The sequence below is a fragment of the Dactylosporangium sp. NBC_01737 genome, assembly GCF_035963215.1.
GTDB lineage: Bacteria > Actinomycetota > Actinomycetes > Mycobacteriales > Micromonosporaceae > Dactylosporangium.
The window spans coordinates 5,734,331-5,749,738 of sequence record NZ_CP109153.1 but is presented as its reverse complement, the minus strand read 5'-3'; the positions used below and the strand labels follow the sequence as shown (position 1 = coordinate 5,749,738).

The window sequence follows — 15,408 nt, the reverse complement described above, 5'->3', positions numbered from 1 at the left end:
CACGACCCTCATATGAGCACTGCCGACCCAGGAGGACAGGTTCCCCATGAAGCACCCGATCAGAGCGACCGCCGCTCTTCTGCTCGCCGCCGGCTTAGCGCTGTCGGCGTGCGCGGGGACCACCAAGAAGGACGACGCCGGTGCCGCCGGCGAGTCCACCACGCTCAACATCGTCGGCTTCGCGGTGCCCGAGGCCGCGAACAAGGCGATCGCCGCCGAGTGGAACAAGACCCCGGCGGGCAAGGGCGTCAAGTTCCAGACCTCCTACGGCGCCTCCGGCGACCAGAGCCGCGCGGTCGTGGCCGGCCTCAAGGCCGACTACGTGCACTTCTCAGTGTCCAGCGACGTGACCCGCCTGGTCGACGCCAAGCTGGTCGACCCGAGCTGGAACACCGGCCCCACCAAGGGCATCGTGTCCTCCTCGGTCGTGGTCCTCGCGGTGCGCCCCGGCAACCCGAAGAACATCAAGGGCTGGGACGACCTGATCAAGCCCGGCATCGGCATCGTCACCCCGAACCCGGCCTCCTCCGGCGCGGCCCGCTGGAACGCCCTGGCCGCATGGGGTCACGTCACCGCCAACGGCGGCACCGACGCGCAGGCCGGCGAGTTCCTCACCAAGCTGTTCACCAACGTCGTCGCGCTGCCCGGCAGCGGCCGCGACGCCACCACCGCCTTCCTCGGCGGCACCGGTGACGTCCTGCTCGCCTACGAGAACGAGGCGATCCTGGCCCGGCAGAGCGGCGAGAAGCTCGACTGGGTGTACCCGGACACCACCATCCTCATCGAGAACCCGGGCGCGATCCTGACCAACGCCAACCCGAAGGCGAAGGAGTGGCTCGACTTCGTGCTGAGCTCCCCCGGTCAGCGCCAGTTCGTGCTCAAGGGCTTCCGGCCGATCATCTCCGGCGTCGACACCAAGGGCGTCGAGGGCGCCATCGACCCGAACAACCCGTTCCCGGCCCCGAAGAAGCTGCTCACGGTCGACAAGGACTTCGAGAGCTGGTCGAAGCTGTCCAAGAAGTTCTTCGACGAGAAAGAGGGTCTCATCGTCAAGATCATCGCCGCGTCGGGCAAAGCCAAGTGACATCCGCGACCTCGACCTCGGGCCGGCCGGCGGGCAACCGCCGGTCGGCCCGGGCCGGGCATCCCCTCACACGCGTCTCCGGGCTCGGGCTCGGGGTCGCGATGCTGTGGTTCAGCCTCCTGGTGCTCATCCCGCTCGCCGCCGTGGTGGCCGTCGCCGGCTCCGGGGGATGGAGCGGCTTCTGGGACGCGATCACCGCCGAGCAGACCCTCGCGTCGATCGAGCTCACCATCTTCACCTCGATCGGGGTCACCCTGGTCAATGTCGTGATGGGCACGCTCATCGCGTGGGTCCTGGTGCGGGACCGGTTCTTCGGCAAGCGCGCCCTCGAGGTGCTCGTCGACATCCCGTTCGCGCTGCCGACCATCGTCGCCGGCCTGGTGCTGCTGTCGCTGTACGGGCCGAACAGCCCGCTCGGCATCGACATCGCCAACACCCGGGTCGCGGTCTTCGTCGCGTTCCTGTTCGTGACGCTGCCGTTCATCGTGCGGACCGTGCAGCCCGTGCTCGCCGAGATCGACCAGGACGTCGAGGAGGCCGCCGCCTCGCTCGGCGCCAGCCGGTTCACGATCTTCTGGCGGGTCATCCTGCCCAGCCTCACCCCGGCGATCACCGCCGGGGCCGCGCTGTCCTTCGCCCGCGGCGTCAGCGAGTACGGCTCGCTGGTCCTGCTGTCGGGCAACCTGCCGATGCGCACCGAGGTGACCTCCGTGCGCATCTTCAGCAGCATCGAGAACGACCACCTGGAGAACGCGGCGGCCGTCGCCACCGTCCTGCTGGTGATCTCGTTCGCCGTCATCGTGATCCTCGACGTGATCCAGCGAAGGACGGTCCGCCGTGGCTGACACCCTGGTAAAGCCCGCGCCCCCTCAGGGCAGAGCCGCCGGCAGGGCCTGGACCCGCAAGCGCGGCCCGGTCGCCTACCTGATCCGGCTCGTCGTCATCACGTACCTGTTCTTCCTGGTGGCCTGGCCGGTGTACCTCGTCGGCCAGAACACCTTCAAGGACGGCTTCGACGACCTGCAGGCGATCCTCACCGACCCCGACATCGTGCACGCGCTGCACCTGTCGGTCGAGATCGCCATCATCTCCGTCATCATCAACACGGTCTTCGGCGTCACCATCTCGATCCTGCTCGTGCGCTACCGCTTCCCCGGCAAGCGCCTGCTCAACGCCCTGCTCGACGTGCCGCTGTCGGTGTCGCCGGTCGTCGTCGGCCTGTCCCTGGTGCTGGTCTACGGCGGCCGCAACGGCTGGTTCGGGCCGACCCTGGAGAGCTGGGGCCTGCAGATCATCTTCGCCGAGGCCGGCATGGTGATGGCCACCGTCTTCGTCGCCCTGCCGCTGGTCATCCGCGAGGTCGTGCCGGTGCTCGAAGAGGTCGGCGAGGAGCAGGAGCAGGCCGCCCGCAGCCTCGGCGCCAACGCCTGGCAGACCTTCCGCCGCATCACCCTGCCCTCGATCAAGTGGGGCATCATCTACGGCGTCGTGCTGAGCCTCGCCCGGTCGCTCGGCGAGTTCGGCGCCGTGAAGATCGTGTCGGGCAACGTGCTGGGGCTCACCCGCACCGCACCCCTCGTCGTCGAGGAGAAGTACCTCAACTTCGACAAGGGCGGCGCCTACGCCACCGCCTTCCTCCTCGCGCTCGTGGCCGTGGCCAGCATCATCGTCGTATCCGTCCTCCGGCCGAAGGAAGAACGTTGAGCATCGAAATCGCAGGGGTCGGCAAGCGCTTCGGGGACTTCGTCGCGCTCGACAACGTCTCGGTGAGCATCCCCTCGGGCCGGCTCACGGCGCTGCTCGGCCCGTCCGGCGGCGGCAAGTCCACGCTGCTGCGCATCATCGCCGGCCTGGAGCGTGCCGACACCGGCCGGGTCGAGATCGAGGGCATCGACGCCACCGACCTGCCGCCGCAGAAACGCAACGTCGGCTTCGTGTTCCAGCACTACGCCGCGTTCAAGCACATGTCGGTGCGCCGCAACGTCGCCTTCGGCCTGCAGATCCGCAAGCGGCCCAAGGACGAGATCGCGGCCCGCGTCGACGAGCTGCTCAAGCTCGTGCACCTGCAGCAGTTCGCCGACCGGCTGCCCGCGCAGCTGTCCGGCGGCCAGCGCCAGCGCATGGCCCTCGCCCGGGCACTGGCGATCAAGCCGACGGTGCTGCTGCTCGACGAGCCGTTCGGCGCCCTGGACGCCAAGGTCCGCAAGGAGCTGCGCGACTGGCTGCGCCGCCTGCACGACGAGGTCGAGGTGACCACCGTCTTCGTCACCCACGACCAGGAGGAGGCCCTCGAGGTCGCCGACGAGATCGTCGTGATCAACGACGGGCGCATCGAACAGATCGGCTCCCCCGACGACCTGTACGACCGCCCGGCCAACGACTTCGTCATGCGCTTCCTCGGCCCGGTCACCCAGCTCGGCGACCACCTGGTGCGCCCGCACGACCTGCAGATCGGCACCACCCCCGCCGGCCCCGACGACGTGACCGGCCAGGTCTCGCGCATCACCCGGATCGGCTTCGAGATCCGCATCGACGTCACCACCGCGGCCGGCCAGTCCGTCATCGTCACCCTGACCCGCAACGAGTTCCTCGCCCTGGGCCTGGAGGTCGGCACCACGGTGCACCTGCGGATCAGCCCCGGCAGCCCCACCACCCCCGTCGCGCCCGCCCCGGCCGGCGTCTCCCACGACCTCGCCTCGACCAGCCTCTGAGGCCGGCTCGTTCCCGGCCGACCTGGACCCGGCGGCGGCCGGGGTTGCGGGCGAGGCACGCCGTTCCCGCCGGGCGGCGCGAGGACGGCCATCGCCCGCCGCCCGGTCGGGCCGACCCATGTCGGTGCTCCCCCGGTGGCCGAGCCGGTCGCCGATGCTCTCGGAGCCACGCGCTGACCGATGGGCGGGCGGAGGTCTGCGCTGGGGTGGGCGGCGCGACCGGGGAGGACACGGTCGCGGGGTCGGCCCGGTGCTCGTCGCCGGTGAGCAGCCTGGCGAAGCGCACCAGCGCCGCGGTACGGGCGAACGCGTACTCCTCGAACGTCACGTCCTTGTGGAAGCGGTGAGCCGCCCGTGCCGTGGACACGGGCGGCTCCTGAGCGTGGGTGCGCTAGGACTGCCGGATGACGACGTTGTCGACGCCGGCCTCGACCAGGCTCGCGGTTGAGGCGTCCGCGGCCTGGATCAGGATCTGCACGCTCTGCCCCGCGTACGGGGTGAGGTTGACGCTGCCGGTGGCCCACGCCGCGTCCCGGTCGGTGGCGGCGCCCGCGGCCGTGAACAGCACCGTGGTGCCGCTGCCGGTGACCACGCTGATGCGCAGGAAGTCCGCCGACGAGGCGTTGCTGCCGTGCCCCAGGTACCACGAGTAGCTCAGCGTCAGCGTCCCGATCGCCGGCAGCGTGATGCCCGGCGAGCGCACGCTCGTCGTGCCGCCGTCGACGTCGTTCGCGCCGGCGCTGGAGCCGGCCAGGCGCGCCGTCACCAGGTCGTTGCTGCCGCTGACCGTGGTGCCCAGCTGCTTCGCGCCGCTGGAGTCGGTGGCCTCAGGGTCACCGCGTTCCCAGGCGCCGCTGGTCGCGGTGTCGGTGCCGGTCGGGTTGACCGTCCAGCCCAGGTTGGTCTCGAAGTCGTCGGACCAGACGGTGGTCCCCGGGCTCGCGCCGCAGTACTGGGCCTCCTTGCCGATCACCCGGTACGGGCAGTCGGCGTACTCGGCGATCTGCAGGCTCGACTCCCGGTTGAGCGCGGTCTGCGCCGCGATGACCTCGTCGGGCGGGTAGAAGCCGCCGCCGCCGGAGTTGCCGGGGTACATCTCGAACGTGTAGGACCAGATGCCCTGGTTGCCCCACATCCAGTCGTCGATGGACCCGTCGGTGATGTACAGGTCGCTGGCCTGCTCGGGGGTGTAACCGTTGGTGCCGGCCATCTGGATGCCCAGCGTGCGGAAGGTGAGCTCCTGGTCGGCGTCCAGGCCGGGCGCGGTGTTGGCGGTGGTGTAGCCGAACGGCCAGAGCACCAGCTTGCCGTACGTGTGGAAGTCGATGTGGGTCTTGACCTGCTGCACGCCGCCGATGCGCCGGCTGAGCACGAAGTCGCGGACCCGCTGGGTCTCCGGCGCGGAGAACGCCGACGGGCCGCGGTAGGTCTCGGAGCTGGTGGTTCCAGACGATCCGCCGCAGCAGCCGAAGTTGTAGGACCAGTTGCGGTTGAGGTCCGTGCCGACGTTGCTGCTGCCGGCGTTGGGCTGGCGGTTCTTGCGCCAGGACCGGTAGGAGCCGGTCGCGATGTCGTACTCGCCGCCGTCGGGGTTCATGTCCGGCACGATCCAGATCTCGCGCGAGTTCACCACATCGGTGATCCGAGTGTCGGTGCCGTAGCTGTCGGTGAGCTGCCGGATCAGGTACAGCGCCATCTCGACGGTCAGGTGCTCCCGGGCGTGCTGGTGCGCGGTGTAGATCACCTCGGGCTCGTTCTCGTCCGTCGCGACGTTGTCCGAGATCTTGATGACGGGGATGTCGCGGCCCTCGTACGAGGCGCCGAGGCTGGACTTGCGCAGGATCGCCGGGTGGTCGGCGACGGCCTGGTTCAGCTCCGCGGTCATCTCCGCGTAGTTGTGGTACGCCGAGTCCGCCGACGGGAAGTCCTGGGTCGTGGGCGGTCCGCCCGGGGTCGCGGGCCGCAGCGCCCGGTTGACGGTGAAGCCCTGCTGCCGCAGCTGCGCCACCTCCGACGGTGTGGCGGTGATGTCGACGACGCCGTGGTCGATGCCGTCGATCGACGCGCCGGTGGCCGCGATCCGGTTGCGCTGATCCAGGGTGTCCACCCCGGTCACCAGGTAGGGGGCGGAGGTCTCGGCGGTGGCCGCGTCGGTCGGGGCGGCCCCGGCCGGGCTGATCGCGGCGACCACGAGCGCACCGACGAGCGCGATCGTGAACGGGATGGAGAGCCTACGGGTGTGGCTCATCAAGCCTCCTTGGGTGTGGAGGTGCACGAGAGCTACCAGATGACCACCCAAGGCAAGGTCATATCAACATCCGTCTTTTCAAGAACATGCCGCCGAGGGGGCGCCGCGACCCGTGCCGCGGCACCCCTCGCGGCGCCTACTTGCCGCGCAGGCCGATCGGGTTGCCGTCGGGGTCGCGCAGGACGCACACCCGCGCGCCCGGGCTGATCTGGCGGGGCGCGTCGCGCTCGGTGGCGCCGGCGGCGAGCAGCGTGGCGCGGGCGGCGTCGAGGTCGTCGACGTCGACGTAGGCCACCGGTCCGCCGGTGGCGTCAGCCTGCGGGGCGAGGCTGACCTCGAAGCCGTCGGCGTTGTAGCCGACGTAGTACGGCTGGTCGGTGTGCGGCGCGCCGAGCAGTGCGGTGTAGATCGCCTTGGCGGCGGCCAGGTCGGACACGGGGACCACCACGCTGCGGATCGTCGGGCTCATCTGCGCTTCCTCTCGGATACGGGCGGCGGTCGCCGCCTCGCCGCTGACGTTACGGACCGGCGCGACGCCGCGTGCCGCCTTGGCGGGACGGGACGTGCTTCGCCGGCGGCGTCGATCAGCGGGACCGCGCGCGCTTCGCCGGCGCGGCGGCGGGCCAGGCGCGCATCGCGAGCGCCGCGACCGTCTCCAATGCCGCGCGGTCGGCGCCGTCGCGGGCCTGCTGGGCGATGCCCTGCAGGGTGGCGCAGCGCCGTTATGGTGGCGCGCATGGACCGTGATCGCAGGCCCGTCACCGCCGCCGGGGTGACCGCGGTCGTCTCGTGCGGGCTGCTCGCCGCCGGGATCCGGTACGGGTGGCTCGGCCCCGACGTGGGCCGCGGCGCGGGGTTCTGCGAGGCGGGCCGCGACTGGGCCGTGCGGCAGCCGGCCAACACCTTCAGCAACGCCGGCGTGCCAGGCGCGCGACCCGACATCGGCGCGGGCCCGTCGGCGCATCGGCGCCGGGCGACCGCGCTGGCCTGCCTCGTGGTGCTGCTCGGGCCCGGCAGCGCGGCGATGCACGCGACGCAGGCCGCGCTCGGCGGGCACCTGGACCTGCTGAGCATGTACCTGGTCGCCGCGTTCGCCGTCGCCTACGCCACGATGCGGTGGCTGCGCGGCGGCACCCGCCTGCTCGCCGGGGTGTTCGTGGGCGCGCTCGCGGCCTGCGAGGCGATCGGCGCGTGGGACGTGCAGCTCCCGGTCGTGATGCACCCGGGCAACGCCGCGTTCGGGGCGCTGCTGCTGACCGCGACGGCGCTCGAGGTCGCCGTCATGCGCCGGGGTGGGACGACCGCGCGGCACGGGTACGCGTACGGGTCGTTCGCCGCGATCCTGGTCGCGTTCGCCGTCTGGAACGTGAGCAGGGCGTGGCTGTGCGACCCGCGCTCGCTCGTCCAGGGCCACGCGGTCTGGCACCTGCTGTGCGCGGTGTCGGCGTACCTGTTGTACCGGTACTACGCCAGCGAACGATCGCCGGCGGCCATACCCTCCCGGGATCTTGCGCGCGAGCGGTGATCCGACCGGTTCGCGGTACGGCATGCGACAGCAGCGCACCGCAACCTCCGGCGTCCGCCAGACATCTGACCGGTGACCGCGCAAATGATCACCGGTGGGAGCACGCATGGCAGATCCGCGTTTCGGCGTCCTCGGCCCGCTGGAGGTGACGCACGGCGACGACCCGGTCGACGTCGGCGGCCCCAGGACCCGCATGCTGCTCGCCCTGCTGCTCAGCGCCGGTGGGCAGGAGGTGCCGCTGCACCGCATCGTGGAGGTGCTGTGGGACGGCGAGCCGCCGGCGACCGCGCTGGGCACCGTCCACAGCCACCTGGCCCGGCTGCGCCGGGCGGTGGAGCCCGACCGGCCGCCCCGCTCGCCGTCGCGGGTCCTGGTGCGGGTCGGCGCCGGGTATGCGGTGCGCCCGCCCCGGGCCACGTCGACGCCGAGACCTTCACCGTCCTCGCCGCCGAGGGCACGACCTGGTCGCCGCCGGCCGGCACGGCCCTGGCCGGGCGAAGCTGGACGCGGCCCTGTCGCTGTGGCGGGGCAGCGCGTACGCCGACTTCCCCGACGCGTCGTTCGCGCTGGTCGCGGCGCGCCCGCTGGAGGAGCAGCGGGTCCAGGCCCGCATCGACCGGGTCGCGGCGGAGGTGGGGCTGGGCCGGCACGAGACCGTCGTGGCGGAGCTGTCCGGGCTGGCCCGGGAGAACGCCGGCCGGGAGCAGCTGTGGTGGTTGCTGGCGGTCGCGCTGTACCGCTCCGGCCGCCAGGTCGACGCCCTCGACGTGCTGCGCGAGGCCAGGGCGACGCTATCCGAGCGGTTCGGCGTCGACCCCGGACCCGCACTGCACGACCTGGAGACGGCCGTCCTGCGCCGCGACCCGGCCCTGCTCGACGGTCCTGCACCGCACCACCCGTCGCCGCCCGGCGGCGACCCGGCACCCCACGGCGGCGACCCGGCACCCCACGGCAGCGACCCGGCACCCCACGGCAGCGGCCCGGCACCCCACGGCGGCGGCCCGGCACCCCACGGCGGCGGCCCGGCACCGCACGGCAGCGGCCCGGCACCGCACGGCGGCGGCCCGGCACCGCACGGCAGCGGCCCGGCATCCGAGGTCGTGGCGCCGCTGCCCGTCCCGGCGACCCGCCTCATCGGGCGGGCTGCGGAGCTGGCGGACCTCGCCGAGCTGCTGCGCACGGCCAGGGTCGTGACCGTGACCGGACCACCGGGTGCCGGCAAGAGCCGGCTGATCATCGAGTACGCCCACCGCCACGCCGCCCTGACCGGCGTCCCGCCCGTGCTGTGGCCGGCGCGGCCCGGCCCGGCGACGCGGCTGCTGCTCGCCGACGGCGCGGGGAACGACGGGCGGCTGCGGGCGCTCCTCGCCGCCGGCGCCGGGCCGCCGGTGCTCGTCGCCGCGCGGGAGCCGCTCGGGCTGGCCGGTGAGGTGCTGCTGGAGCTGGCGCCGCTGCCGGTCGGCGACGCCGTCGAGCTGTTCGCCGAGCGGGCCGCGGGCGTGCAGGACCGGCGGCTCGCCGCCGTCGTGTGCGAGGCGGTCGGGCGGCTGCCCGCGGCGGTGGAGCGGGCCGCGGTGCTGGCCCGGGCCATGCCCCTCGCGGCGCTGGCCGTGCAGCTGCGCGAGGATCCCGCCGGGCTGCTCGGACCGGCCGCGGACCCGGTCGGCGCGGCGCTCGTACCGGCGGACGCGACGCTGCTCGGGCGCCTCGCCGTGTTCGACGGCGGGTTCGACCTCGACGCGATGGACGCCGTCGCACCCGGCGGGCGGGGCCGGCTGCCGGGTCTGGTCGGCCGGTCGCTGATCCAGGTGGACCGGGGCGACGGGACCACGCACCGGTACCGGCTCGGCCGGCCGCTGCGGCAGTACGCGATCGGCCTGCTCGACGACGACGAGCGGGCCCGGGCCGTGCGGCGGCACCGCGACTGGGTGCGCGGGCTCGCCACGCAGGCCGCGGCGGGCCTGCGCACCGACGCCGCCGACGACTGGCTGCGCCGCCTGCACGGCGAGCGGCGCAACGTGCGGGCCGCGCTGCGCGACGCGCTCGCCGAGGGCGACGGCGCGGCGGCCGTGGACGTCGCGGGCGGCGTCGCGTGGTACTGGTTCCACGAGGGCGCGATCGTCGAGGGGACCGCCTGGCTGCGGGCCGGCCTCGCCGCGGGCGGGCAGGACCGCTCCAGCGCCGGGCACGCGGCGCGCGGCCGGGCCCGCATCGGGCTCTCGGCGCTGCGGTCGATCGCCGGTGACGTGCCCGACGCGGTCGCCCAGGCGCATGCGGCGGTGTGGGACGCCGGGCGGGCCGGGCACGACGCCCTGCGCGCCGACGCGCTGTGCGGCCTGTCGTTCGTGGCGGCCGCCGCCGGCGACGCGGCGTTCGCGACCGTGGCCGCGGCGCGGTCGCACCGGGCCGCGGAGGCGGTCGGCGTGCCGGAGCTGCAGGCACAGGCGCGGATGGTGCACGGGCACGCCCGGTACCTCGCCGGTGACCTCGGCGGCGCGGCCGAGCTGCTCACGGAGGCGCGGCTGGCGGGGCGGGCGTGCGGCTTCGGCTGGGTGGTGACCGTCTCCGGCTGGCTCGGCGTCGAGGTGGCCCTCGACCAGGCCCGCCACGACGACGCCCGCCAGGCGGCGCTGCGGCTCACCGGTCGGCTCGGCGACTCCCCCACGGTGAGCTCATGGCTGGTCACCACCCTGTCGCTGGCCCGGGCCCTGACCCTCACCGGCGACGGCGAGGCCGGCGCGCTGCTGTGGGGCGCGGTCACCGGCATCGGCCGGCGGGTCGGCCTCACCGCCCAGCACATCGGCCGGGCCCACGCGCACCGCAACCGGCACGGCGCGCCCGCGCACCGGCACACCGCGGCGTACGTGCGCGGCCTGGACATGACCCGGGACGAGGCCGCCGGCCTGATCGCGACCCTGACCCCGTGAGCACCGTGTGCCCGCGCGGCGGCGTCCGATTGGCGACAGTGCCGGGCAACGCCGCCGCAATTCGCCCGCAAGCCGGGCCGCCTTCACTGGCGTCAGCCCGGCCGCACGGCCCGGCGAGGTACGCAAAAGGAAGGACGGTCCGTGGTGAAGAAGGCACGTATCACGCTCGACCAGCTGGCGAAGTCCGGCGTCGAGCTGCGCGAGGACGACCTGCGCCAGGTCAACGGCGGCGTAGCCAGCCAGGTGTGCACCCTCAGCGGCGGCAAGTGGCGCTGCTCCGGCGACGGGATGTTCGACTGACCCGCCGGTAGATCGTCATGACCACACGGATCCTCGTGCTGACCGCCGCGGACGACGTCACCGCCGAACGGGTCGCCGCGCTGCTCACCGGCGGCGGCGCGCAGGTACTGCTGTTCGACCCGGGCACCGTCCCATCGGGCGCCCAGGTCGAGCTGAGCGCCGGCGGTGCCGCCCCGGTCCGGCGGTGGCTGCGCACCGGCGGCCGGGACGTGGACCTGGACGGTCTGACGTGTGTGTGGCACCGGCGCCCGTCGGCGCCGGTGCCGCCGCACACCGTGACCGACGCCGACGTCCGGGCGCACCTGGCCGCGGAGGTACGGACCTACCTCGACGGCGTCTGGCGCGGGCTCGCCTGCCGTCAGGTGCCCGCGACCCGGGACGTGATCGACCGCGCCGACCGCAAGTCGTTCCACCTCGCGGTCGCGGTCGAGCTGGGCTTCGAGGTGCCACCGACGCTGATCACCGCCGATCCCGACCGGCTGCTGGACTTCCACGCCGAGCACGACGGGCAGATCATCACCAAGCCGCTGCACCGCTCGCCGCGCGGCACCGACGCGGCGCCGATGGGCCGGTTCACCGAACCGGTCGGCAACCGCGACCTCGGCCACGCCGCGACGCTGCGGCTCGCGCCGATGATCGTCCAGGCTTACGTGCGCAAGCGGGTCGAGGTCCGGGTGACCGTCGTCGGCAGCGCCGTGTTCGCCGTCGAGATCCACTCCCAGGCGACCGAGCACACCCGGTACGACTGGCGCCGCTACGACCACGCGAACACACCGCTGCGGGTGCACCCGCTCCCCGGCGACGTGGCGCAGCGCTGCCGCGACCTCGTCGGGCGGCTCGGCCTCAGCTTCGGTGCCGTCGACCTGATCCTGACCCCGGAGGGGCGCTACGTGTTCCTGGAGATCAACCCGAACGGCCAGTTCGACTGGCTGGAACTGGCCACCGGCCTGCCCATCACCGCGGCGGTCGCGCGGCTGCTGGCGACCGGCGAGGTGCCGGCATGACGCTGCTGCCGGAGGCCGTCGCCCTGCTGCGCGCCGCCACCGCGGGCAAGGCGGGCACGGCGGACACCCGGGCCCGGGTCGAGGCGCTGCGGGCCCGCCACCCGGGCGCGGGCCTGCGGCTGCTGTGGCAGCGCGAGGAGTACGACGGCTCGCTGCACTACGACCTGCTGATCCGCGAGCCCGGCGGCACGGTCTCGCTGTCGTGGTGCCCCGACGACGGCCTGCCGTGGCCGTTGCGGGGTGTCCAGCGCGGCGGCGAGATGCTGCTGGTACGGGTCAACGGGGTCGCCCTGGAGGTCGCCGACGCGGTGGCGTACCTGGATCTGCTGTGGCGGGAGGCGCCGCTGCGCGAGCGTCTCGTCGACTCGTGCCTGGTGCGCGAGGCCGTCAACGGCGAGGAGCTCGACGACGCCGGGCTGCAGGCCGCCGCCGACGCGTTCCGGCGCGCCCGCGGCCTGCTCACGCCCGAGGCCACCCGCGCCTGGATGGCCGCCGAAGGGCTCAGCGACCAGCAGTTCGAGGAGCTCGTCGCGCACCAGGCCCTGGTCGCGCGGCTGCGGGAGCGGGTCACCGCCGGCGCGGTCGACGCGGAGGTCGCCGCCGGCGCGCGCCGGCACGACCGGCTGCGGCTGGTCCGGTGGAGCACCAGGACGCCGCGGCGGCCCGGCTGGCCGGGGCCACCGATCCCCTTGCCGCCGCGGTCGCGGACTTCGCCGCCGGCACCGGGCCCGCGCCGTCGTTCGCGACGGTCACCCGCGCCGACCTGGAGGCCGCGCACGACGCGGAGGCCGGCACGGTCATCGGCCCGGTGGCGCTCGCCGGCGGGTTCCTGGTCGCCGTGGTCGTGGCGGTCCTGCCCGCCACCCGCGACAGCGTCTCGCGCCGCCTGTTCGCCGAATGGCTCGCCGAGCGGCGGGCCGCCGCCCGGATCGAGTGGAACTGGGGTCCCCGTGGATGAGCCCGCCATCACCCGCGACGGGGTGTTCCTGGCCTCGGCGGTGCGCCGCCACGCCGAGGGCAGCCGGGTCGAGCCGGTGCCGCTGCGCGTCCTGCCGGGCCGGCTGTTCGCGGCGCTGTGGCTCGCCGCGGCACTGCTGCTGACCACACTGGCAGTGGTCCTGCGCGCCACGCTCGACGCGGTGACCCGATGACCCGCCCGCCGCGGAACCCGCGCAACGCCCGATGCTGCGACCCGACGACCGGGCGGCCGCGGAACCCGCGCAACGCCTGGCACGACGATCCGGCAGCCGCGGAACCCGTGCAACGCCCGGCGCGGCGACCCGAAGGCCCCGAACCCCCGCGCAACGCCCGATGCGGCGACCCGACGGCCCAGGAACCCCGCGCGACGCCCGGTGCGACGACCCGACGACCCGGCGGCCGCGGAACCCGCGCCTGACGTGCGGGGCGGTGGCGCGGTGAGCCGGCGGCTGCGCGAGCTGCGGCAGGTGAAGGCGGCCGACTGCGGCGCCGCGTGCCTGGCGATGGTGCTCACCCACCACGGCCGTCCGGCGACGGTCCGGCAGGTGACCGCCGACCTCGGGGTGTCCCGCGACGGGCTGAGCGCCCACGCCCTCGTCGCCGCCGCGGAACGCTACGGCCTGCGGGCCAGGGCGTTCTCGCTGCCGCCCGAGGCTCTCGCCGAGGTCCCGGTGCCCGCGGTGCTCTACTGGAACTTCAACCATTTCGTCCTGCTGGAGCGCTGGGGCCACCGCAGGATCCGGCTGCTGGACCCGGTCTCCGGGCGGCGCCGGCTCCGCCCGGACGAGTTCGCGGCCGGGTTCACCGGGGTCGTCATCGCCTTCGAGCCGGGCCCGGACTTCCGGCCCGGGCGGGCGCCGGACCCGCCGGCGTGGCGGCGCCGGTTCCTCGCCGCGGGCGTGCGCCGGTACCGCGCCGTCCTCGCGCAGATCCTGCTCGCGTCGCTGCTGCTGCAGCTGCTCGGGCTCGCCGTGCCAGCGCTGTCGGCGGTGCTGGTCGACCGGCTGCTGCCCAGCGGCGCGGCCGGCCTGCTCGTGCCGCTCGGCCTCGCCGTCGCGGTCGCCGTCGCCGCCCAGGCCGTGCTCGGCCTGCTGCGCACCGCGTTGCTGCTGACGCTGCGCTCCCGCGCGGATCACGACGTCACGGGCGGGGTGGTCCGGCACCTGTTCGCGCTGCCGTTCCGCTTCTTCGCCGACCGCGGCACGGGCGAGCTGGTGATGCGCACCCACAGTGTCACGGCGCTGCGGGAGATCCTGTCCGGCCACGTGCTGGCGACGCTGCTCGACGCTCCCCTGGCGCTGGGGTACCTCGGCCTCGTGCTGTGGCGGGACCCGGTGTTCGGCGGGTGCCTGGCCGCGCTCGGCTGCGTGCAGCTGGCGCTGCTGCTGTGCACCCGGCGGCGGGTCGCCGAGCTCGCCGAGCGGGAGCTGGCCGCGTCCGGCAAGGCGCAGGCACAGCTCATCGAGGCGCTCGGCGGCATCGAGACGCTCAAGGCGGCCGGTGCCGAGGAGCGGGCCGTGCAGCGCTGGTCGCACCTGCAGGCCGCGCAGCTCAACGCCGGGCTGCGGCACGGGCTGCTGCGCGGCGGCCTGGAGACCGGGCTCGGCGCGCTGCAGTACCTGGCGCCCGCGGCCCTGCTGCTCGCCGGCGCCCACCGGGTGCTGCACGGCGACCTGAGCCTCGGCACGATGCTGGCGCTCGGCGCGCTCGCCACCGCCGCGCTCGCCCCGCTGTCGTCCATTGTGGACAACCTGCAGCAGCTGCAGCAGACCGGCGCGCACCTGGCCCGCCTCGACGACATCATGGCCGAGGACCCGGAGACGACCACCACAGGCGCCACGCCCGTCCTGGACGGCCGGGTGGAGGTGCGTGACCTCGGGTTCCGGTTCGACCCGCGGGCGCCGTGGGTGCTGCGCGGCGTCACGTTCAGCGTCGAACCCGGGCAGAAGGTCGCGTTCGTCGGCCGGTCCGGGTCCGGCAAGAGCACCCTCGCCCGGCTGCTGCTCGGCCTGTACCTGCCGACGGAGGGGCAGGTACGCCACGGCGGGCACGACGCGGCGGCACTGGACCCGCACGCGCTGCGCCGGCAGTTCGGCGTGGTGACGCAGGACCCGACGCTGTTCACCGGCACCGTGCGGGAGAACATCGGGCTCACCGACCCGGCCGCGCCGCTGTCGCGGATCGCCGCCGCGGCCGCGACCGCCGCCGTGCACGACGAGATCATGGCGATGCCGATGGGCTACGACACCGTCCTGGTCGACGGCGGCGGCCTGTCCGGCGGCCAGCGGCAACGCGTCGCCCTCGCCCGGGCGCTGCTGAGCGAGCCGCGGCTGCTGCTGCTCGACGAGGCGACCAGCCACCTCGACCCGGCCACCGAGGCCGTCGTCGAGGAGCGGCTCGCCGCGCTGCCGCAGACCCGCATCGTCATCGCGCACCGGCTCAGCACCGTCCGCGACGCCGACGTCATCCACGTGCTGCACGAGGGCCGCATCGTCGAGCGGGGCGGCCACGCCGAGCTGCTCGCCCGCGGCGGCCACTACGCGGAGCTGGTCGCCCTGCAGGCGGCCGCCTGACCGATCTTGTGGTCCGGCGGGAGGACGCATATGGTGCCCCCAGGGAAACGCTGTTTCC

The 15,408-nt window shown here is 74.2% G+C and carries 12 protein-coding genes and 1 pseudogene; 11 read left to right on the top strand and 2 right to left on the bottom strand.

Features of this window, described 5'->3' with window-relative positions:
• The first annotated feature begins 46 nt into the window (after nt 1-46).
• From OHA72_RS25920 to OHA72_RS25905, 4 genes are read left to right on the top strand one after another with little or no spacing between them, the layout of a single operon-like run.
• Entirely contained in the window at nt 47-1,084 is a 1,038-nt protein-coding gene (locus OHA72_RS25920) for a sulfate ABC transporter substrate-binding protein (protein ID WP_327010389.1), read from the top strand.
• Complete coding sequence (gene cysT, locus OHA72_RS25915) at nt 1,081-1,929, top strand: sulfate ABC transporter permease subunit CysT (RefSeq protein ID WP_327010388.1); 849 nt, start codon at nt 1,081-1,083, stop codon at nt 1,927-1,929. The genes OHA72_RS25920 and cysT overlap by 4 nt, the downstream gene beginning before the upstream one ends.
• Nucleotides 1,922-2,788, top strand: coding sequence for a sulfate ABC transporter permease (locus OHA72_RS25910; protein ID WP_327010387.1), 867 nt, complete (start codon nt 1,922-1,924; stop codon nt 2,786-2,788). Before cysT ends, OHA72_RS25910 begins: the two co-directional genes overlap by 8 nt.
• Nucleotides 2,785-3,795, top strand: coding sequence for a sulfate/molybdate ABC transporter ATP-binding protein (locus tag OHA72_RS25905; RefSeq protein ID WP_327010386.1), 1,011 nt, complete (start codon nt 2,785-2,787; stop codon nt 3,793-3,795). The genes OHA72_RS25910 and OHA72_RS25905 overlap by 4 nt, the downstream gene beginning before the upstream one ends.
• 391 nt (nt 3,796-4,186) lie before the next feature.
• Here the strand turns inward: OHA72_RS25905 and OHA72_RS25895 are convergent, their stop codons facing one another.
• Complete coding sequence (locus OHA72_RS25895; RefSeq protein WP_327010385.1) at nt 4,187-6,043, bottom strand: M14 family metallopeptidase; 1,857 nt, start codon at nt 6,041-6,043, stop codon at nt 4,187-4,189.
• A gap of 136 nt (nt 6,044-6,179) precedes the next feature.
• Nucleotides 6,180-6,512 carry a VOC family protein gene (locus OHA72_RS25890; protein ID WP_327010384.1) on the bottom strand — a complete coding sequence of 111 codons (333 nt, stop codon included), beginning with the start codon at nt 6,510-6,512 and terminating at the stop codon, nt 6,180-6,182.
• 267 nt (nt 6,513-6,779) lie between these two features.
• Here OHA72_RS25890 and OHA72_RS25885 point away from each other — a divergent pair, with 267 nt between their 5' ends.
• The 7 genes and pseudogenes from OHA72_RS25885 to OHA72_RS25860 all read left to right on the top strand — a co-directional run bounded on the left by OHA72_RS25885 (nt 6,780) and on the right by OHA72_RS25860 (nt 15,350).
• Nucleotides 6,780-7,568 (top strand): ceramidase domain-containing protein, encoded by a 789-nt coding sequence (locus tag OHA72_RS25885; RefSeq protein ID WP_327010383.1) that lies wholly within the window; start codon nt 6,780-6,782, stop codon nt 7,566-7,568.
• 106 nt (nt 7,569-7,674) lie between these two features.
• A pseudogene (locus OHA72_RS64830) lies at nt 7,675-7,905 on the top strand (AfsR/SARP family transcriptional regulator); the annotation flags it as partial.
• 55 nt (nt 7,906-7,960) lie between these two features.
• Nucleotides 7,961-10,495, top strand: coding sequence for a BTAD domain-containing putative transcriptional regulator (locus OHA72_RS25880; RefSeq protein WP_327010382.1), 2,535 nt, complete (start codon nt 7,961-7,963; stop codon nt 10,493-10,495).
• Nucleotides 10,496-10,639: 144 nt separating this feature from the next.
• On the top strand, nt 10,640-10,795 hold the full coding sequence (locus OHA72_RS25875) for a hypothetical protein (protein ID WP_327010381.1): 156 nt from the start codon (nt 10,640-10,642) through the stop codon (nt 10,793-10,795).
• 17 nt (nt 10,796-10,812) lie between these two features.
• Nucleotides 10,813-11,799, top strand: a complete 987-nt coding sequence (locus tag OHA72_RS25870) for an MvdC/MvdD family ATP grasp protein (protein ID WP_327010380.1) — start codon at nt 10,813-10,815, stop codon at nt 11,797-11,799.
• Nucleotides 11,796-12,950: a TIGR04500 family putative peptide maturation system protein gene (locus OHA72_RS25865; RefSeq protein ID WP_327010379.1), complete on the top strand. Its 1,155-nt coding sequence runs from the start codon at nt 11,796-11,798 to the stop codon at nt 12,948-12,950. Before OHA72_RS25870 ends, OHA72_RS25865 begins: the two co-directional genes overlap by 4 nt.
• Before the next feature lie 264 nt (nt 12,951-13,214).
• Entirely contained in the window at nt 13,215-15,350 is a 2,136-nt protein-coding gene (locus OHA72_RS25860; RefSeq protein ID WP_327010378.1) for a peptidase domain-containing ABC transporter, read from the top strand.
• The last annotated feature ends 58 nt before the right edge of the window (nt 15,351-15,408 follow it).